Consider the following 17,341-nt stretch of genomic DNA (forward strand, 5'->3'; position numbering starts at 1 on the left):
ATGATTGAACTTTCAAACGTTTCCAAAACCTTCACCCTGCACAATCAAGGCGGTGCCGTGCTGGAAGTGATGCGCGGCGCAAATCTTGTGGTGCCAAAAGGGGAGTGCGTTGCTTTGACCGGTGCATCCGGTGCGGGCAAGTCCACGCTCATGCGGATCATCTATGGCAATTACCTGGCTGCGGCAGGCACCGTTAAAGTGGGCGATGTGGATGTGACCAAGGCTGCGCCACGGGAAATCCTCGCGCTGCGCCGGGACACGCTGGGCTATGTCAGCCAGTTCCTGCGGGTGGTGCCTCGGGTCTCGACACTGGACGTGGTCGCCGAGCCGCTTCTGTCTTTGGGCGTGGCAGCTGATGAAGCCAAAGACCGCGCGGCGGCGTTGCTGGGCAAACTCAACATTCCCGAAGCGCTCTGGGGACTGAGCCCAACGACTTTCTCCGGTGGTGAACAACAACGCGTGAACATCGCGCGCGGCTTTGCCCATGAATATCCGGCTTTGCTGCTTGATGAACCAACCGCGAGTTTGGATGCCACGAACCGAGAAGTGGTTCTTGGGCTTATTGAGGATGCCAAAGCACGCGGCACCTCTATCGTCGGGATTTTCCATGACGAAGCCGCCCGTGCACGGGTCTGCGACCGAGAAATCGACGTCACCGGGTTTTCCCCACAGGCGGCCGCATGAGTGGGCGTCTGATCGGGATTGTCGGCCCGTCTGGTGTGGGCAAAGACAGCGTCATGCACGGCCTTGTGGAGGCCGTGCCAGCACTGAAGCTCGTGAAACGCACCATCACCCGCGCACCGGGTTTGGGTGGCGAAGACTATGAGGCTGTACTTGAAGAAGAATTCGACATGCGCGCCGGAGCAGGGGAATTTTGCCTCTATTGGGAAGCGCATGGTCTGTACTACGGCGTGCCAGATACCGTTCGCACCCGCATCGCGCGCGGCGAGCAGCTTCTGGTGAACCTATCCCGTGCCGTCCTGCCTCGTGCGCAAGAGGTGTTTCCCGAATTGCTGACCCTCAACATCACCGCGACCCCTGAAACCCTTGCCACGCGTCTGGCTGGACGGGGGCGCGAAAGCGAGGCTGAGATCGTCAAGCGCCTTGAGCGCGCAAGCAGGCCATTGCCGGAAGGGGCGAAGGTCACCGATTTGTCTAACGACGGCTCTTTGGAAGAAACCGTCGCCAATGCTATTGAAATTCTATTCCCGCAAAAGGTGCCGTTATGAATTCTCCCATTGCGTCCAACAACTTGGCCCCATCGTCGGTTCAACTGGGCAGCTTTTGTCTCGCGAACGCGCAGATCGTCCTGGAAGATCATGTCATCACCGGCGCACTTTGGGTGCAGGACGGGATCATTGCGAAGATCGAAGAAACCTCTGATGTCCCAGATGGTGCCATCGACTGTGCAGGGGACTACCTGATCCCGGGCCTGATCGAGCTGCACACCGACAACCTAGAGCGCCACATCCAGCCGCGTCCAAGCGTCGATTGGCCGCACGATGCGGCAATCCTCGCCCATGATGCGGAACTGGCCAGTGTGGGCATCACAACCGTGTTCGACGCTATGCGTGTTGGCTCGATCCCAACCGGCAAGGGCGGCTACATCAAATATGCGCGGCAACTGTCCAAAGAGCTTTGGCAGCTGCGAGAGAAAAACGTTCTGAAAATCAGCCACTTCCTGCACCTTCGGGCAGAGGTGTGTTCAGAAACCTTGGCGGAAGAATTGTCAGAGTTCGATGAAACCGACCGCGTCGGCATCGTCAGCCTGATGGATCACACTCCGGGACAACGTCAGTTCCGAGATATCTCGAAATTGAAAACCTATGTGGCTTCAAAACGCGGCATGAATGACGCGGAATTTGACGAGCATGTTCAAAAGCTTCTCAAGCTGCGCGAGACCTATGGCGAGTTGCACGAGGCAAAGACCGTGTCTGAAGCGCGTCGGTTTGGCGCCGTGCTGGCAAGCCACGACGACACCACAACAGAACAGGTCGAAGTGTCTTCTGGTCACGGCATCCACCTTGCTGAGTTCCCCACCACGGTTGAAGCCGCAGGGGCCTGCCGCGCCAATGACATCGCCATCATGATGGGCGCACCAAATATCATTCGCGGTGGATCTCATTCCGGCAACGTGTCTGCGCTTGATCTGGCGGATCGCAACTTGCTGGATATCATCTCCTCTGACTATGTGCCTGCGGCTTTGCTGCTATCGGCCTTCCGACTGGCTGAACGTTGGGATGATCTACCGCGCGCCGTACGCACGGTGACCGCCAATCCAGCAGATGCGACGGGTCTCAAGGACAGAGGCCGTCTCGCACAAGGTCTCCGCGCCGATATTGTGCGGGTTTCTGCTCTAGGAAGCACCCCAGTGGTGCGCGGTGTATGGAGCCAAGCGCGGCAGGTTGGCTAGGGCCTATTGAAGGATCAAGAGCCAACATGAGACGGTGACAATTGACAGTGCGGTGCCAATCAACACCGCACTGGCGGCAACGCGTTTTGCGTGCCCATAGAGGTTGGCAAAGAGGTATGCATTAACGCCCGGCGCCATCGAGGCGGTTGTAATCATCGATCTGACATTGTCTTGGGAGATGTCAAAATGGCTGCCAAGCGCATATGCAAGGGCAGGGGGAAGCCCCAAGGAAAGTGCGCAAATATATAGGACAACACGCAGATCACCCTCTGGTCGATACCGCCGTAAGACGCCGCCGATCGCAAAAAGTGCGGTCGGTAGGGCGGCTTGGGACAATAGATCGATGCTGTCATCGATGGCTGTTGGCAGGGTGATGCCCGAAAGGTTCACCGCAAAGCCAGCCGCAATCGCCAAAACCAGCGCGTTTGACACCATACCGTTCAAAACCGTGGTCACCGTGGCAAAGAAGGACTTGCCGCGTGCTTTCACAATTTCCATGGCTGTGATGCCGACCCCATAGGCAAAGAGCGAGTGCACCGAGATAATCGCAAAGTTGCCGCCCAGTGACTCTGCTCCAAAGGCGCGCTCTGCAATCGGAAGGCCCAGCATCAGAGAGTTGGCGAAAAGACTGCCAAAGCCGATCACAACACTGTCTTCCCACGGGCGGCCAAAGAGATGTCTAGCGCCCAAAAGCCCCGCGCAGAAACACGCAAACCCGGCGGCATAATAGCTGCCCAGCATCGCCCCATCAAAGTTGGCTTTAAGGTCTAGATCCGCAATCGCGCCAAAAAGCAGGGCTGTCACCAAGAACAGAATGGTGAAGCGCATCATGCTGTCGACCACCGTATCGGTGACCAAACCTACCCAACGCGCAACATAGCCCAAACCGATCAAGACAAAGACCGGCAGAACGATGTTTAGGATGTCAAGCATTTGAAATTAAATCGGAAAGCTAAGTTTAAGCCCATCATAGGCGGGCCGAATATGGCTTGCGGTTTCCGCCGAAAGCGTCTCGTAATCCAGATCCACATGCATGTTGGTCAAAACCGCTTCTTTTGGTTTTGAGCGTTCAATCCATTCCAGCGCCGTGTCCAGATGGAAATGCGTTGGGTGTGGTGTGCGGCGCAACGCGTCCAAAATCCAGCAGCGCAAACCTTCAGTTCTCGGGGCGACGTTTTCTGGGATCTCAGACACATCCGGCATGTAGAGCACGTCATGCATGCGGAACCCCAGCGCATCAATGCCCCCGTGCGCGACTTCTAGTGGCTCAAAGGTGATCGGGCCGCCGGGGCCGTCGATATCGACAGGCTCATCGGCAATGCCATGCAGATCAAGGATCGGTGGATAGGGCGAGCCTTGGGGCTGCACAAACGCATAGCCAAAGCGAGAGAGCAGGGCGTCTTGTGTTGGGGTGTCCGCCCAGACTTTCACCCGCTCGCGCATATTGAAAACGATCATGCGAAGATCATCCAACCCATGGACATGGTCAGCATGCGCATGGGTGTAAATCACACCATCCAGACGACCGACATTCTCACGCAGCAACTGGTGGCGCATGTCGGGACTGGTATCGATCAGGACCGTGGTTTTGCCTTTGGCATTCTCGCGCTCCACCAAAAGCGAACAGCGGGTGCGGGTGTTCTTTGGGTTTTCAGGATCGCAATCCCCCCAAATGCCGCCCAAACGGGGCACACCACCAGAACTGCCGCAGCCCAGAATTGTGAAGGTCAGCGTGTCACTCATGCAGCGACCGCCTTTGGCACCGCTTTGGTGAAGAGTCGTTCGAAATTCGCCTCGGTCTGAGCTGCGAATTCCGCATAGTCCATGCCGAATACCTCTGCGCCCACTTTCGCGGTATGTGCCGTGTAGGCAGGTTCATTGCGTTTGCCGCGGAACGGGGTCGGGGCCAGATAGGGGCTATCGGTTTCCACCAGCACCCGGTCGACAGGCGCGGCCGCAAAAATATCGCGCACTTCTTGGCTTTTCTTGAACGTCGCAATGCCAGACATAGACAGATAAAAACCAAGGTCCACACAGGTTTTGGCCAATTCCGGGCCCGAGCAATAGCAGTGCATCACACAGCTGTATGCGCCGTTAGCATATTCATCAGAAAGAATGCGTGCCATGTCTTCATCTGCCGCGCGGGCATGGATGATCAAAGGCAGGCCAGTCTGCCGCGCCGCTTCGATGTGAACATACAAAGATTGCTTTTGGATCTCAGCGCTTTCCGCGGTGTAGTGGTAGTCCAGACCGCTTTCACCAATACCCACGAACTTGGGATGTTTGGCCATGGCCACAAGCTCTTCGACAGTGGCCAAAGGTTCTTCTGCTGCACTCATGGGATGGGTGCCTGCCGCATAAAACACTGGGTCGTATTTCTCTGCCAAAGCACGCACTTGCGGCTCGTTCTTAAGCCGCGTGCAGATCGTAACCATGCGACCAACGCCTGCCTCAGCGGCGCGTTCGATCAGCGCCTCGTGTTCGCCGTCAAAATCCGGGAAATCCAGGTGGCAGTGACTGTCGGTAATAAGCGGAGCTTTGGTCATAATCAGCTTTGCGCGGTTTGTTGTATCTTCCAAACCGTATCCAGCACCATCGCCGCCGGGTCAAGGTTTACCGACTTACCATGCCGGCTTCGTGAGGTGATCTCTGCAGCGACCTCGGCCCATGCCCGGGTTTTGTGCGGTGTAGGGGATAGACGCCCTAGCAGGTCTGCCTCGCCGGGGGCTGCTTCCACGCCCGGCAATTGACCGGTCGCGCCCGTGCGGGCAACCCGGATCAGGAAGAGATCTATCAGGTTGAGCAGCATTTCATACCGCTCCTCCGAGCCGCGCCCAACCGCTGAATCCGCCAGCGCCAAGGCGCGTGGGCGATTCATTTGTGGGAGTTCTGAAAATAGGTTGATCAGATCCGCATAAATCCGCATCCCGCCAGATTGAGAAAGCCGAATGGCTTCGCCTACCGAGCCCGACGCCAGCTCGCCCATTGCCGCAGAATGATCAGTCTCCACATCCGCCTGTTCAAGCGCAGCGGCCATATCCTCGGCGTTCAGCGTCGAAAGGCGTAGTTCTCGGCAACGGGACCGAATGGTGGGCAAAAGCCGCGATGGTTGGTGTGAAATCAGAAAGATCACCGTGTCTGCCGGTGGCTCTTCGAGAAGCTTCAAGAGAGCGTTTGCGGCGCTGACGTTCATTTCATCGGCGCTATCCACAATCACCACCCGACGCCCGCCATCGGTGGCCGAAAGCGCAAAGAAATTCTTCAGCTTGCGGATTTCATCCACCGTGATCTGGCTTTTGAGCTTCTTGGTTTTCTCATCATAAGGTCGCTTGACCGAGAAAAGCCCCGGTTCTGACCCCGCTTGAATGCGGCGCGCGACCGGGTGTTCAGGATCAATCGCTAAACTCTGCGCGATCTGGGGCGCATCATCAAACATGCCGCCGCCATCACTTTTAGGCGTCGCCAGCAAAAACCGTGCGATCTGCCAAGCGAGGGTTGCTTTACCGACCCCTTTGGGGCCTGTCAGCAACCAGCCATGGTGCAAACGGTCAGCGTTAAACGCCTCCAAGAACCCATTTTGGGCGGCGTCCTGACCAAACAGTTTCACCGTCTCACGCGGATGCGGCGCGCCGTCAATCTGGTCGCTTTGGGGGAGGTCGTCTTCGCTCATGCCAGATAGTCTGTCACAGCCAGTCGGATGTCGCCAGCCACATCATCAACGCTGCGATTGCCGTCGATCAGGCGAAAGCGGTCTTTGAATTGCTGTGCGAGGTCTAGGAACCCGTGGCGCATTTTGAACTGCAGCTCTTGGCCAAAGTCTTCAAATCGCTCTTCCGCTGTCTGACGGCCTTTGGCACGGGCGAGACCCACGGCAGGGTCCATGTCGATCAGGATCGTCAGATCTGGTTCTGTCCCAATCATAAGTCTATGAAGCTTATCAACTTTTTCCCGCAAATCCCCACGAGAGAGGCCCTGGTACATGCGTGTGCTATCCGCAAAACGATCACAGATCACAACCTTGCCTGCATCTAGCGCCGGATAAATCGTACGCTCCAGATGATCCCGACGCGCAGCAGTAAAAAGCAACAACTCCGTCTCTGCAGACCAGCGATCCGGGTCGCCTTCAAGCACCAAAGAGCGAATTTCTTCGGCCCCAACCGAGCCGCCGGGCTCTCGGGTCAGGATGACCTCATGCCCAAGGCTCTCGAGGTGTTCGGCAAGCAATCGGGTCTGCGTGGATTTCCCGGACCCGTCGATGCCCTCAAAGGTGATAAATGTACCGGGACGATCCGGCTGATCTTCTGGTGACGTCAACTTGCTTCCTCAGGAGCCGTGTCTGGTGCGATGCCAAACTGTGACATCAACACTGCTGTAGCGGTGCGCAAGCGGACCGTAAAGCCTCCTGCGGCCACATCGGCCTCTGCCACAAGCGGTACACGGATTTCAGGCAAGTCCATGGGTTTTATCACAAGTTCCGCCAGTTGCTGACCTTTAGAAATCGGCGCTTGAAGTGGTCCGTTATAGACAACCTCGGCCTCCAGATCATTCTGCCCGATGACTGGAAGCAAAACATTCACATCTTCAGCGGAAACCAGGCTAACCTTCTGGTATGCCCCCATCCAAACATCCGCTTGAGCAACCCGTTTGCCCGCGCGCAGCACTTGTCGCTCGCTAAACTGGCGGAAGGCCCAGTTCACGATCTGCTCGGACACTTCAGCACGATCTTTGGTGCTGTCCATGCCAGACACCGCAAATATCACGCGGCGATTGCCCTGTTTGGCGGAGCCGACCAAGCCATAGCCTGCTTCTTGGGTATGGCCGGTCTTCAGTCCATCGGCGCCAATGCCAAGCTTGAGCAGCGGGTTGCGGTTCAGCGTGTTACGCGGGGCGCGACCGTCGAAGGCAAACTCGGTTTCGGCAAACATTGGGTAGAATTCAGGAAAGTCTGAAATCAGGCGATTGGCCAATAGGGCCAAATCGCGCATCGACATGCGATGCCCCGGCGCGGGCCAACCGTTGGAGTTGGCGAAGGTCGAATTTGTCATGCCGATCTGGCGCGCGCGCAGAGTCATCTGGCGCGCAAACCCTTCTTCCGTTCCATCAGGGCTTAGGGTTTCGGCGATTACAGCACAGGCGTCATTGCCAGAGAGCACGATAATGCCGCGCAGCAGGTCGACGACCTTTACACGGTCTGTTGTGTCCAAAAACATGGTGGAGCCGCCATAGCTCATCGCATGTTGGGACACGGGCAGCCGTTCTTCCATGGACAAACGCCCATCGCGCACTGCCTCAAACGCCATATACAGCGTCATGAGCTTTGACATGGAGGCAGGGGGAACCGCGTCATCGGCATTTTTGGTCAAAAGCACCGTGCCGGTGGTCTGGTCGATCACAAAAGCTGTCTTCGCGCGGGTCTCAAACGCCCAGGCAGGTACAGAAATCATCGCTGCGGCGATAGTGCCCAAAACCATGGATTTAAGTGTGTTTTTCATGATCCTGATCCCTTGGAAACAGAGTTCAACGAGTGAAAATTAATGGGTGACCGCGTACGCGTCGCTAAAGCCGGTCTCTTTGACCTTTTTCAGCATCGCAGAACGTTCAGATGAGGATTGCGCAGGACCCACCACCACGCGCCAGAAGGCTTTGCCATTGCTTTCCCCGGGCTTAATGGTCGCGTCTAAGCCAGCGCGGCTCATCTGCGCAGCCGTATTCTCGGCATTTGCTTTGACGCTGAAGATGCCAATTTGAAGATAAGGCTTAGACAAGCTGCTGGTTGTTGGGGCTGGAGCCGCTGCAGGCGCAGGTGCCGTTGCCGTAGGAGCGGCCTCTGCCGCATCAATCGCTGCAGCTGCGGAAGCCACCGGATCAAGCGTTTCGGTTTCAACGGTTTCAACCGCGTCTACTGTCTCTACCACTTCCGGCTCAACCGGCGCTTCCTCGCGGCGTAAAGCTGTGACTTCTAGCTCAACGGGCTGACCCGCAAGCATAGAAAGAGCGCCTGCTGCGTCAGACGACACTTGCAGCCGTGGGCCGGGCAAAGCGCGTTCGCGACGGAACAAAGCACCGATCACGAATTTCCCATTGGCTTGGTTGCGAATGATGACCCGCTCCGGGTCGGTCACGTCGGGGTGGGCAACCCAAACGCCGCCCAATGATGGGCGGCCGTCCCAAAGACCGGCTTCTTTTGCGGAAAACACTTCTGGCGCTTCCACATCCCGTTCAACAAACGTCGTTGACGTGCTTTGTGTGGGGCCAGCAGAATCCGCACCACCACCAAGGTTAAACCCTTGAAAATCTTCACAAGCTGCAACCAAGCTCAGTGCCGATACAAGCATTGCGCCGCGCATAAAACGGGTTCCTGAACCCAGAGTGTAGATGGAATACTTCATGACATGCCCTCTGCCTGAATATCGCGCCGCTTGTGGCCTTTATGACCGGTCTTATGTGTCGACGTTCTATCTGCCAAGCGCCCATTCCCCTCGTGGCGCCCGTTCCTTTGAGCGCAGTCTATCGCGCGGGGGGCTTTCTGAAAAGGCTGCATGGAAGCATCGGCGATTTTTCCCCAATTTGATCTTTCAGAATCATTTCAACCGCTTTAGTCAGGCCCGACCGGAGGAGTGGCAGAGCGGTTGAATGCACTGGTCTTGAAAACCAGCAAGGGTTAACGCCCTTCGTGGGTTCGAATCCCACCTCCTCCGCCACTATCCCTGACAATCCACTCTTGGCGACGCACTCGAATTGCTGGTCATTTTTTGATCCTTGGTGGATTTTTCTGCCTGATTTTCGAGCAAATACCACCATTTTCATTATTTTTGGCACGCAGTTTTATTGTTTTTCGACCTTTTGCACGGGTGTGATGAAGGTGCAGGACGCTTAGGGTTCCGCCGCATTCCCAGCGGGTCAGGTCCGAGAAGCGTCACCTTGTTGGCAAAATCCAGCAAGGCACACGGCGGGCCAAAATCCCGGGAGACTACTGCGCTGGTTTTGTCCGCGCCCTGATCTCTTTGTTCCGCCAGCGGGTCCAAACCAACGAAAAAATCGGCGGGACGCGCAATGGGGAATGACATGAAGATCACAAAGCTACTGTCCGCAACCGCCTTGTCTTTGGGCGTGCTTACCGCTGCAGCGCCGCTGGCCGCAGAAGAGAAAACCGAATTCAAACTCGCTTGGTCCATCTATGTGGGCTGGATGCCGTGGGGCTATCTGGAAGACAGCGGGATCATGGACAAATGGGCCGACAAATACGGCATCGACGTCGAGATTGTTCAGTTTAACGACTATATCGAGTCCATCAACCAATACACCGCAGGCGCTTTTGACGGTGTTTCCGCGACCAACATGGATACGCTGTCCATTCCATCGGGTGGCGGTGTCGACACAACCGCTCTGATCGTGGGCGATTACTCCAACGGCAATGACGCGGTGATTATGAAAGGCGAGGGTGGTCTCGCGGACCTTAAGGGCAAGCCGGTCAATTTGGTCGAGCTCTCTGTATCTCACTATCTTCTGGCACGCGGTTTGGATTCCGTCGGCCTTGAGGAATCCGATCTTGACGGTGTCATCAACACGTCTGATGCCGACATGATCGCGGCCTATGCCACCGATGATGTGGACGCGGTAGTCACCTGGAACCCGTTGGTGTCCGAAATCACTGGGTCCAACCCGACCGCGAACGTCTTGTTTGATAGCTCTGACATTCCGGGCGAAATCCTCGACCTGATGGTGGTGAATACCGAAACCCTCGCCGGCAACCCATCTTTCGGTAAGGCTGTGGCGGGAGCATGGTACGAGCTGATGTCATTGATGGCAGCGGGCGACGAAGCTGCGCTGACGGCGATGGCAGAAGCGTCCGGTACCGATCTGGCGGGCTATAAAGCACAGCTTGCCGCGACTGAGATGTTCTACGATCCCGCAGCAGCGGTAGCGCAGTCCACATCCGCTGATCTTCCGACCACAATGACCAGCGTCGCTGAGTTCCTGTTTGACAAAGGCATCCTTGGCGAAGGCGCGCCAAGCGCTGACTTCGTGGGCATCGCTTACCCGGATGGTTCCACCACCGGGGACGCGGGCAACGTGAAGTTCCGCTTTGACACGACCTACATGCAGATGGCCGCCGACGGCGCGCTGTAAGCACCTGAAACCGGAGCAGACCTGGCAAAGGTCTGCTCCTTCACAACAGGAGGTCCGTTAATGCGCCTGATCAACCTCATACCGGCACGACCGGCGGCCATTTTTCTGGCGGCTTTGCCTTTCATCGCGATTTTCGCAGCCTATTCCATCGGCTCTGACATTCGCCTTGAAGCCAATCCGCAAGACAAGTTGCTGCCAGCGCCGTCCACCATCGCCGAAACCGCGCAACGGTTGTTCACGGAACCCGATCGGCGGTCCAAAGAAATTTTCCTTTGGAATGATACGTTCGCGAGCCTTGCGCGTCTTTTCGGTGGGGTAGGGATCTCAGCCTTGTTGTCCTTGCTCATCGGCCTCGCGATTGGGTTGCTGCCTTACGCGCGTTCAACAATGTCGAGCTTCATCGCAGTACTCTCTATGGTGCCGCCTCTTGCGCTCTTACCAATCCTCTTCATCATGTTTGGTCTTGGGGAAACATCTAAAGTTGTCCTGATTGTCATCGGGATCACCCCGTTTATGACCCGCGATCTTGCACAGCGCGTGCTGGAAATCCCGCAAGAACAAATTGTCAAAGCACAAACCCTTGGCGCATCTTCCGCTGTGATCGCGATGCGGGTGGCCCTGCCGCAGGTGCTGCCGCGGTTGATCTCTAACGTGCGCCTGTCGCTTGGGTCTGCTTGGCTCTTTCTCATTGCCGCAGAAGCAGTCGCGTCCAATGTCGGCCTTGGCTACCGCATCTTCCTTGTGCGCCGCTATTTGGCGATGGATGTCATCCTCACTTACGTGATTTGGATCACAATCCTCGCCTTCATCATCGACTGGCTGCTCAAGACGCTCTCGCGCAAAGCCTTCCCTTGGATGGAGTCAGGCCTATGAGTTTCGTAACTGTCTCAAATGTTTGGCAAAAATACGGGGATCGCTCGATCTTGGAACGGGTCAATGTGACCATCGAGGAAGGCGAATTTATCTCAATCGTCGGCGCATCTGGTTGCGGTAAATCCACTTTCTTGCGCATGCTCCTGGCGCAAGAACGCCCCTATAAGGGCGAGATCAGCATCGATGGCGGGGACACTGCCAAAGAACCCAACCGCGAACGCGGTGTGGTGTTTCAGAAGTACTCGGTCTTTCCACATCTCAGCGTGCGCGAGAACTTGATTGCTGCGGAAAGCTTTGACACAGCCTTTGGCCGCCTTAGCGGAGCGAAACGCAAAGCTGCTGAAGCGCGCGCCGATGAAATGCTCGAGCGCATTGGCCTCAATCACGTTGCCGACCAATACCCGGCATCGCTCTCTGGCGGCATGCAGCAACGCTTGGCTATTGGACAGGCCATGACCGCCAAACCGCGCATCCTGCTGCTCGACGAGCCGTTCGGCGCGCTTGATCCGGGCACACGTTTGCAAATGCACGATTTTCTTTTGGAACTGCGTGATGAGACCAACATGACGGTCTTTATGGTCACGCACGACCTGCAGGAGGGGTTCAAACTCGGGGACCGTGTTCTGGTCTTTGATAAGCCGCGCTGGGACCCGCATGACCCAGGCATGTATGGCGCGACCATCACATATGATTTCGATGCCCGCGATGGGGGCATCCCGTTTCAATTGAAGGAGGACGCAGATGTTTCTGCATGATCGGGACCGTTCCCGAACCCACCACCCTATGGACTTAAAGGGCACCATCGAGGCGCGCGAGAAGCGCCATCACCACCCGGACCTGACCAAGCTTGCAGGCTGGAAGGCCATGCATCTAGAGGCTGATCTGCCCGAAGGCCGCATGGAAGAAGAACGCCAATGGGCGCTCCGCATGGGCCTGACCGGTGCTGACAGCATCGAAGACAAATCCATCCCGACTTTTGCGCGCGGGGAACTGCCGCATTTCGCCGGGATCAACACATTCCTCAAGGCACCTTATGCCGAGGACGTTCTGGAGGTCGCAGACTATGATGCCACGGTACTTGGGATCCCATTTGACGGCGGTACAACTTACCGTCCAGGCACCCGCTTTGGCCCGCAAGGGGTCCGTAAAATCTCGGCGCTTTATACGCCCTATAACTACGAGATTGGCGTCGATCTTCGCGAGCAAATGACCCTTTGTGATGCAGGTGACGTGTTCACGATCCCTGCAAATATCGAAAAGTCTTTTGATCAGATCAGCCGTGCTGTGAGCCACGTGGCCAGCTCTGGTTCTTTGCCAATCATGATTGGTGGCGACCATTCCATCGGCTTCCCCTGTGTGCGCGGGATCGCAGAGTGTACGTCCAAGAAGATCGGTATCGTGCATTTTGACCGTCATGCGGACATTCAAGAGAAAGACTTGGATGAGCGGATGCACACGACGCCATGGTTCCATTCCACCAACTTGCCCAATGTCCCCGCGACAAATCTCGTACAGATCGGCATTGGGGGCTGGCAGGTGCCACGCGAGGCGGTGAAGGTCGCGCGTGAGCGCAACACGAACATCATCACCATGGGTGACATGGAAAAAATGGGCATCGACAAGACCATCGAGATGGCGCTGGAGATGGCCTGGAAAGACGTCGACATGGTCTACATGTCCTTTGACATCGATAGCATCGACTGTGGTTTTGTACCGGGCACAGGCTGGCCAGAACCCGGCGGTTTCTTGCCTCGTGAAGCTTTGGCATTGGCCTCTGGCATCGCAGCAGAAGGCATTTGTGGCTTGGAGCTGGTCGAGGTGTCTCCGCCATATGACACATCCGACATCACCGCGCTGATGGGGACACGGGTGATCGTGGACGTTTTGGGGGCCTTGGTGTCCAACGGCAAGCTGGGGGCGCATAAGAAATTCATCGATAAGCCAGTGAGCTTACCGCATGGTGAATTCAACGGTCGCCGCTGGCGCAACGATGGCCCGCATAAGGTGGGGGTCTGATGCCACACGATCACCCACATCACCACCACCACCATGACCATGATCACAGCCATGCCCCGCACGGGCATGGTCACAATCATGCCCATGGCGATCATCTGCACAGTCACATGCATCACGCGGATGAGGCGGCGGACCTTCAGGTTTTAGCCACGCAATTCATCGAAGGCTTTCTTCAGGCAGCGGATAAAACCAGCTATTTAAAACTGGCTGGCGTGCCCTTTGAACGCCCCTCAAAGGACGGGGCAAAAGCGCTCAAGCTGATCGATGTAGAACTGACCACCGATTGGCAGGTTGGCACCGCATCCCCGTCTTTTGGATCTCGTGAACTTAGCTACCTGCCATTTCCCGGCGAGATGGTCCAAGAACGCACCAATATGTCGCTGATCTACGTGTCGATGGATGAAAAATCCACGCTCGATATTCGCGACTTTCTTTATCAACGAAAACAGGAGATTGAGGCATGAAACGTAGCCTTATGACCATCGTCGGCCTCTTGGTCGCATCCCCAGCATTTGCCCATGTAGATGGGCATTTTCACACCCACGGGATCGAAAATACGCTGATTTTGGCGCTGCTTGCTGCCGGAACCGCTTATTTGCTTTGGAAGCGTTGATCGCGACCTAATCGGGCCCAGAGTCTGTCGCTGGGCCCAACACGGAACGCTGCGGGCGTATTGCGAAATGGGCTTTCTAGAATACTGGCTCAAAAAGTGCCCCAACTCCGCGAAGAGGGATCGAAGCTGGGGCGAGCGTTCCTAAAATATAGTAGATTATGCAGAAATTTCGGTGGTCAGAGCGTATGAAGTCCGGTCAATGAGAGATCATCCACGGGCGCTTCGTTGGAAAGCTTTTGGCTCCGTTTGGGTGATGCAGTGTTTTGCTTGGCTTTTTGGTTCCTCCCCCACAACATCCACAACCTGGCCCATGGTTGCTGCGTTTAGGGCTGTCTGCGGAACGTTCGTTTGTTTCATGAGCGTGGCGCACGCGGCTAGATACCGCGGATAAACGCGGGACTGATATCATCACCCGACGGGCCTCGGTTCCACATTCAGGGCACGGGCAAGGATCCATGAACCGGCTCATTGGCCTCATTTCCTCAAAAACCCCACATTCGTCGCATTCATATTCATAGACCGGCATGACATACCTTTCGCTCTAGTTCGGGAATTGCCCCCTGATGAACAGGAGGCAAAAGAGTTGTTTAAAGATCGGGGGCGAGTGGAACGTCGATGGAACCATCTAGATATTTGGTCGGCCCATCCGCATTCGGCATCATGTCCCACTCAAAGATATCGTTCGGCAACCAAAGCGTTGCACATGCGTTCGGAATATCGACGACGCCAGAAATGTGGCCTTGCACCGGCGCGGTTCCCAAGATCGCATAGGCCTGCGCGCCGGAATAACCAAATTTCTTCAGGTACTCGATCGCGTTCAGGCAGGCCTGACGATAGGCGATATGTACGTCCAAATAATGCTGTTCGCCCTGTTCATCGACACTAATGCCTTCGAAGATAAGGTAATCATTGTAGGACGGTGTGATCGGTGACGGTTTGAAGATTGGGTTCTTCACGCCGTATTTGGATACGCCCTCTTTGATCAAAGACACTTTCAGGTGCAGCCAGCCAGCCATCTCAATCGCACCACAGAAGGTGATTTCGCCATCACCCTGACTGAAATGTAGATCCCCAATAGAAAGGCCCGCACCATCCACATAGACTGGGAAGTAGATCTTTGAACCGCGACTAAGGTCTTTGATGTCACAGTTCCCGCCATGTTCACGGGGCGGAACAGTCCGCGCGGCTTCTGCTGCTGCCGCGTCGCGCTCTTCGCCTTTCATTGCACCCATATGAGCGCTCTGCGTGTTTGGCAGAGCAGCCAACGGAGGCGTGCGGTTTGGGTCTGTATTAAACAACTCCGTTTCGCGTGTGTTCCACATATCCAGCATTTTTCGGTCCGGCAGACAGCCGATCAGACCGGGGTGGATCAGACCGGCATATTTCACACCGGGCACGTGGCGGGATTTCGTAAACATCCCGTCGATATCCCAGATAGATTTTTGGGCTTCGGGGAAGTGCTCTGTTAGGAAGCCACCGCCGTTTTGCTTGGAGAAGAAACCGTTAAAGCCCCACAGCATGTCTTCTTTGGCACCGATGTCGAGAATCTCAACAACAAGCAAATCGCCGGGTTCTGCACCTTTGACGCCGATAGGCCCCGATAAATAGTGCACTTGTTCCAGTTCAACATCACGTACGTCGCTGGCGTCGTCGTTATTTTTGATCTGGCCACCGGTCCAGTCATAGGTTTCGATTTTGAAATCATCGCCAGGCTCAACCCAGACATTAATCGGGATGTCTGGATGCCAACGGTTGTGAATGTTCTCGTTTGTATGTGGGCTTTCACTAAGGTCCACAGAGATGAGCGTATCGGCCATAACGCAATCCTTTCTTTTGACTTCCGTTAAACTGAGAGAAATTTTGAGACCTTGGCCTCATCCACCCCATCGCGGGGGCTGTCGTGCACGAAGGTGCCGTTTTCGATGACCATCACGCGATCGGCGACGTCCAAGGCAAAGCTCAGAACCTGTTCCGAAACGATGATCGTCAGGCCCTTCTGGTCGCGAATTTTGCGCAAGGTGCGGGCCATTTCTCGAATGATGGACGGCTGGATGCCCTCGGTGGGTTCATCCAACAGCAAAACCTTGGGGTTTGACGCCAAGGCGCGGGCGATGGCGAGCTGTTGTTGCTGACCACCTGACAAGTTGCCACCGCGCCGGTCTTTCATTTCCAACAGCACCGGGAACAGTTCGTAAATGTCTTCCGGCACTTTCTTTTGCCCGGTGACGGTCAGGCCGGTTTCCACGTTTTCTTGCACGGTCATGGATGAAAAAATCATCCGACCCTGTGGGACATAGGCGATACCATTGGCAACGCGCTGGTGGGATTTCATGCCGGTGACGGCTTTGTCGCCCACAACCACATCTCCACCCTTTTCAGGCACAATGCCCATCAGGGTTTTCATCAGCGTGGTTTTCCCCATGCCATTGCGACCCATGATGGCGACGATCTCGCCGGGCTTCACGTTCAGATCCAGACTGTGCAGGATTTCACTTTCGCCATAGGAGGCGCGCAGGGATTCTACATTCAACATTTGGAATGCCCTTTCTTAATGGCCTAGGTAAACTTCGACGACCTTTGGGTCGTTCTGGACGTGATCCATGGAGCCTTCGCTGAGCAACTCGCCGCGATGCAAAACCGTGACGCGCGTCGCGATGTCGGCCACAAAACCCATGTCGTGTTCGATCACGATCACGGAACGGTCCTGGATAATGCGGTTGAGAAGCTCGGCAGTTTTCTTACGTTCCGCGACCGACATCCCGGCCACCGGTTCATCCAGCATCAACAGCTCGGGGTCTTGGATCAGCAGCATCCCAATCTCGAGCCATTGTTTTTGGCCATGGCTGAGATAGGCCGCTTTTTCATCCAGTTGATCGGTAAGGAAAATGGTTTCCGCGATCTCTTGAATGCGGTCCTTCACCGCCTGATCTTGTTTAAAGAAGACCGCACCAAACACACCGTGGCCTTTGGGGTAGGAGAGTTCGAGGTTCTCAAAGACCGAGAGATCTTCGTACACACTTGGCGTTTGGAACTTGCGCCCAACACCGGCATGCACGATCTGGTCTTCGCGCATATCTAAGAGGTTCATACCCTTGAACTTCACGGTGCCCCCGGTGGCTTTGGTGCGACCGCAGATTAGGTCCAAGACGGTGGTCTTACCCGCTCCGTTTGGGCCAATGATCACCCGGCACTCGTTGGGTTCAACATAGAAGCTGAGATCATCGACTGCCTTAAAGCCATCAAAGGAGACGGTCAGATCTTCGACGCTGAGAATAAAACGTTCTGACATTGGATGC

20 protein-coding genes, 1 tRNA gene and 1 riboswitch are annotated in these 17,341 nt (G+C 55.9%); of the genes, 10 read left to right on the forward strand and 11 right to left on the reverse strand.

Features of this window, described 5'->3' with window-relative positions; all coding sequences use genetic code 11:
- Genes phnL through TA5113_RS06770 form a run of 3 tightly spaced genes read left to right on the forward strand, consistent with a single transcriptional unit; the run spans position 1 to position 2,413 of the window.
- On the forward strand, positions 1–684 hold the full coding sequence (gene phnL, locus TA5113_RS06760; RefSeq protein WP_058315578.1) for a phosphonate C-P lyase system protein PhnL: 684 nt from the start codon (positions 1–3) through the stop codon (positions 682–684).
- Entirely contained in the window at positions 681–1,229 is a 549-nt protein-coding gene (gene phnN / locus TA5113_RS06765; RefSeq protein ID WP_058315579.1) for a phosphonate metabolism protein/1,5-bisphosphokinase (PRPP-forming) PhnN, read from the forward strand. The genes phnL and phnN overlap by 4 nt, the downstream gene beginning before the upstream one ends.
- Complete coding sequence (locus tag TA5113_RS06770; protein WP_082625903.1) at positions 1,226–2,413, forward strand: alpha-D-ribose 1-methylphosphonate 5-triphosphate diphosphatase; 1,188 nt, start codon at positions 1,226–1,228, stop codon at positions 2,411–2,413. The genes phnN and TA5113_RS06770 overlap by 4 nt, the downstream gene beginning before the upstream one ends.
- A gap of 3 nt (positions 2,414–2,416) precedes the next feature.
- Here TA5113_RS06770 and TA5113_RS06775 read toward each other — a convergent pair whose 3' ends face one another.
- Genes TA5113_RS06775 through TA5113_RS06805 form a run of 7 tightly spaced genes read right to left on the reverse strand, consistent with a single transcriptional unit; the run spans position 2,417 to position 8,802 of the window.
- Positions 2,417–3,346, reverse strand: coding sequence for an AEC family transporter (locus tag TA5113_RS06775; protein WP_058316654.1), 930 nt, complete (start codon positions 3,344–3,346; stop codon positions 2,417–2,419).
- A 6-nt stretch (positions 3,347–3,352) separates the two neighbouring features.
- On the reverse strand, positions 3,353–4,156 hold the full coding sequence (locus TA5113_RS06780; RefSeq protein WP_058315581.1) for an MBL fold metallo-hydrolase: 804 nt from the start codon (positions 4,154–4,156) through the stop codon (positions 3,353–3,355).
- A complete protein-coding gene (locus tag TA5113_RS06785; RefSeq protein WP_058315582.1) occupies positions 4,153–4,959 on the reverse strand; it encodes a TatD family hydrolase in 807 nt (268 codons plus the stop codon). Before TA5113_RS06785 ends, TA5113_RS06780 begins: the two co-directional genes overlap by 4 nt.
- A 2-nt stretch (positions 4,960–4,961) precedes the next feature.
- Positions 4,962–6,083: a DNA polymerase III subunit delta' gene (locus TA5113_RS06790; RefSeq protein ID WP_058315583.1), complete on the reverse strand. Its 1,122-nt coding sequence runs from the start codon at positions 6,081–6,083 to the stop codon at positions 4,962–4,964.
- Positions 6,080–6,727, reverse strand: a complete 648-nt coding sequence (tmk, locus tag TA5113_RS06795) for a dTMP kinase (RefSeq protein WP_058315584.1) — start codon at positions 6,725–6,727, stop codon at positions 6,080–6,082. Before tmk ends, TA5113_RS06790 begins: the two co-directional genes overlap by 4 nt.
- A complete protein-coding gene (locus tag TA5113_RS06800) occupies positions 6,724–7,905 on the reverse strand; it encodes a D-alanyl-D-alanine carboxypeptidase family protein (RefSeq protein WP_082625904.1) in 1,182 nt (393 codons plus the stop codon). The genes tmk and TA5113_RS06800 overlap by 4 nt, the downstream gene beginning before the upstream one ends.
- Positions 7,906–7,944: 39 nt before the next feature.
- Positions 7,945–8,802: an SPOR domain-containing protein gene (locus tag TA5113_RS06805; RefSeq protein ID WP_058315585.1), complete on the reverse strand. Its 858-nt coding sequence runs from the start codon at positions 8,800–8,802 to the stop codon at positions 7,945–7,947.
- 222 nt (positions 8,803–9,024) lie between these two features.
- On the opposite strand from TA5113_RS06805, the gene TA5113_RS06810 reads away from it, so the two are divergent.
- The 7 genes from TA5113_RS06810 (at position 9,025) to TA5113_RS16925 (ending at position 14,045) form a co-directional block, all read left to right on the forward strand.
- Positions 9,025–9,114 (forward strand) — tRNA-Ser (locus tag TA5113_RS06810).
- Between the two features lie 161 nt (positions 9,115–9,275).
- Positions 9,276–9,384: riboswitch (guanidine-I (ykkC/yxkD leader) on the forward strand.
- Between the two features lie 94 nt (positions 9,385–9,478).
- A complete protein-coding gene (locus tag TA5113_RS06820; RefSeq protein ID WP_058315587.1) occupies positions 9,479–10,543 on the forward strand; it encodes a putative urea ABC transporter substrate-binding protein in 1,065 nt (354 codons plus the stop codon).
- Positions 10,544–10,603: 60 nt separating this feature from the next.
- Positions 10,604–11,416 (forward strand): ABC transporter permease, encoded by an 813-nt coding sequence (locus TA5113_RS06825; RefSeq protein WP_058315588.1) that lies wholly within the window; start codon positions 10,604–10,606, stop codon positions 11,414–11,416.
- Positions 11,413–12,171, forward strand: coding sequence for an ATP-binding cassette domain-containing protein (locus TA5113_RS06830; RefSeq protein ID WP_058315589.1), 759 nt, complete (start codon positions 11,413–11,415; stop codon positions 12,169–12,171). The genes TA5113_RS06825 and TA5113_RS06830 overlap by 4 nt, the downstream gene beginning before the upstream one ends.
- A complete protein-coding gene (locus TA5113_RS06835; protein WP_220387196.1) occupies positions 12,158–13,432 on the forward strand; it encodes an agmatinase family protein in 1,275 nt (424 codons plus the stop codon). The genes TA5113_RS06830 and TA5113_RS06835 overlap by 14 nt, the downstream gene beginning before the upstream one ends.
- Entirely contained in the window at positions 13,432–13,896 is a 465-nt protein-coding gene (locus tag TA5113_RS06840) for a hypothetical protein (protein ID WP_058315591.1), read from the forward strand. Before TA5113_RS06835 ends, TA5113_RS06840 begins: the two co-directional genes overlap by 1 nt.
- Complete coding sequence (locus tag TA5113_RS16925; RefSeq protein WP_165589388.1) at positions 13,893–14,045, forward strand: hypothetical protein; 153 nt, start codon at positions 13,893–13,895, stop codon at positions 14,043–14,045. Before TA5113_RS06840 ends, TA5113_RS16925 begins: the two co-directional genes overlap by 4 nt.
- A 196-nt stretch (positions 14,046–14,241) precedes the next feature.
- Here the strand turns inward: TA5113_RS16925 and TA5113_RS16630 are convergent, their stop codons facing one another.
- The 4 genes from TA5113_RS16630 to urtD form a co-directional block, all read right to left on the reverse strand.
- Entirely contained in the window at positions 14,242–14,571 is a 330-nt protein-coding gene (locus tag TA5113_RS16630) for an FmdB family zinc ribbon protein (protein ID WP_082625905.1), read from the reverse strand.
- A 61-nt stretch (positions 14,572–14,632) separates the two neighbouring features.
- On the reverse strand, positions 14,633–15,862 hold the full coding sequence (gene fmdA, locus TA5113_RS06845) for a formamidase (protein WP_058316655.1): 1,230 nt from the start codon (positions 15,860–15,862) through the stop codon (positions 14,633–14,635).
- A 26-nt stretch (positions 15,863–15,888) separates the two neighbouring features.
- Positions 15,889–16,578 carry an urea ABC transporter ATP-binding subunit UrtE gene (urtE, locus tag TA5113_RS06850; RefSeq protein ID WP_058315593.1) on the reverse strand — a complete coding sequence of 230 codons (690 nt, stop codon included), beginning with the start codon at positions 16,576–16,578 and terminating at the stop codon, positions 15,889–15,891.
- Between the two features lie 15 nt (positions 16,579–16,593).
- On the reverse strand, positions 16,594–17,334 hold the full coding sequence (gene urtD / locus TA5113_RS06855; RefSeq protein ID WP_058315594.1) for an urea ABC transporter ATP-binding protein UrtD: 741 nt from the start codon (positions 17,332–17,334) through the stop codon (positions 16,594–16,596).
- Between the last annotated feature and the right edge of the window lie 7 nt (positions 17,335–17,341).

The sequence above is a fragment of the Cognatishimia activa genome (assembly GCF_001458335.1).
Classification (GTDB): Bacteria; Pseudomonadota; Alphaproteobacteria; order Rhodobacterales; family Rhodobacteraceae; genus Cognatishimia; species Cognatishimia activa.

Coding starts and splice junctions, on each gene's coding strand:
- TA5113_RS06785 (WP_058315582.1), bottom strand. CDS start 4,959: ATGACCAAAGCTCCGCTTATTACCGACAGTCACTGCCACCTGGATTTC.
- urtE (WP_058315593.1), bottom strand. CDS start 16,578: ATGTTGAATGTAGAATCCCTGCGCGCCTCCTATGGCGAAAGTGAAATC.
- TA5113_RS06770 (WP_082625903.1), top strand. CDS start 1,226: ATGAATTCTCCCATTGCGTCCAACAACTTGGCCCCATCGTCGGTTCAA.
- TA5113_RS06835 (WP_220387196.1), top strand. CDS start 12,158: ATGTTTCTGCATGATCGGGACCGTTCCCGAACCCACCACCCTATGGAC.
- TA5113_RS16925 (WP_165589388.1), top strand. CDS start 13,893: ATGAAACGTAGCCTTATGACCATCGTCGGCCTCTTGGTCGCATCCCCA.
- TA5113_RS06820 (WP_058315587.1), top strand. CDS start 9,479: ATGAAGATCACAAAGCTACTGTCCGCAACCGCCTTGTCTTTGGGCGTG.
- TA5113_RS06840 (WP_058315591.1), top strand. CDS start 13,432: ATGCCACACGATCACCCACATCACCACCACCACCATGACCATGATCAC.
- TA5113_RS06830 (WP_058315589.1), top strand. CDS start 11,413: ATGAGTTTCGTAACTGTCTCAAATGTTTGGCAAAAATACGGGGATCGC.
- phnL (WP_058315578.1), top strand. CDS start 1: ATGATTGAACTTTCAAACGTTTCCAAAACCTTCACCCTGCACAATCAA.
- TA5113_RS06790 (WP_058315583.1), bottom strand. CDS start 6,083: ATGAGCGAAGACGACCTCCCCCAAAGCGACCAGATTGACGGCGCGCCG.
- TA5113_RS06780 (WP_058315581.1), bottom strand. CDS start 4,156: ATGAGTGACACGCTGACCTTCACAATTCTGGGCTGCGGCAGTTCTGGT.
- fmdA (WP_058316655.1), bottom strand. CDS start 15,862: ATGGCCGATACGCTCATCTCTGTGGACCTTAGTGAAAGCCCACATACA.
- TA5113_RS06825 (WP_058315588.1), top strand. CDS start 10,604: ATGCGCCTGATCAACCTCATACCGGCACGACCGGCGGCCATTTTTCTG.
- TA5113_RS06805 (WP_058315585.1), bottom strand. CDS start 8,802: ATGAAGTATTCCATCTACACTCTGGGTTCAGGAACCCGTTTTATGCGC.
- urtD (WP_058315594.1), bottom strand. CDS start 17,334: ATGTCAGAACGTTTTATTCTCAGCGTCGAAGATCTGACCGTCTCCTTT.
- TA5113_RS16630 (WP_082625905.1), bottom strand. CDS start 14,571: ATGCCGGTCTATGAATATGAATGCGACGAATGTGGGGTTTTTGAGGAA.
- TA5113_RS06800 (WP_082625904.1), bottom strand. CDS start 7,905: ATGAAAAACACACTTAAATCCATGGTTTTGGGCACTATCGCCGCAGCG.
- phnN (WP_058315579.1), top strand. CDS start 681: ATGAGTGGGCGTCTGATCGGGATTGTCGGCCCGTCTGGTGTGGGCAAA.
- TA5113_RS06775 (WP_058316654.1), bottom strand. CDS start 3,346: ATGCTTGACATCCTAAACATCGTTCTGCCGGTCTTTGTCTTGATCGGT.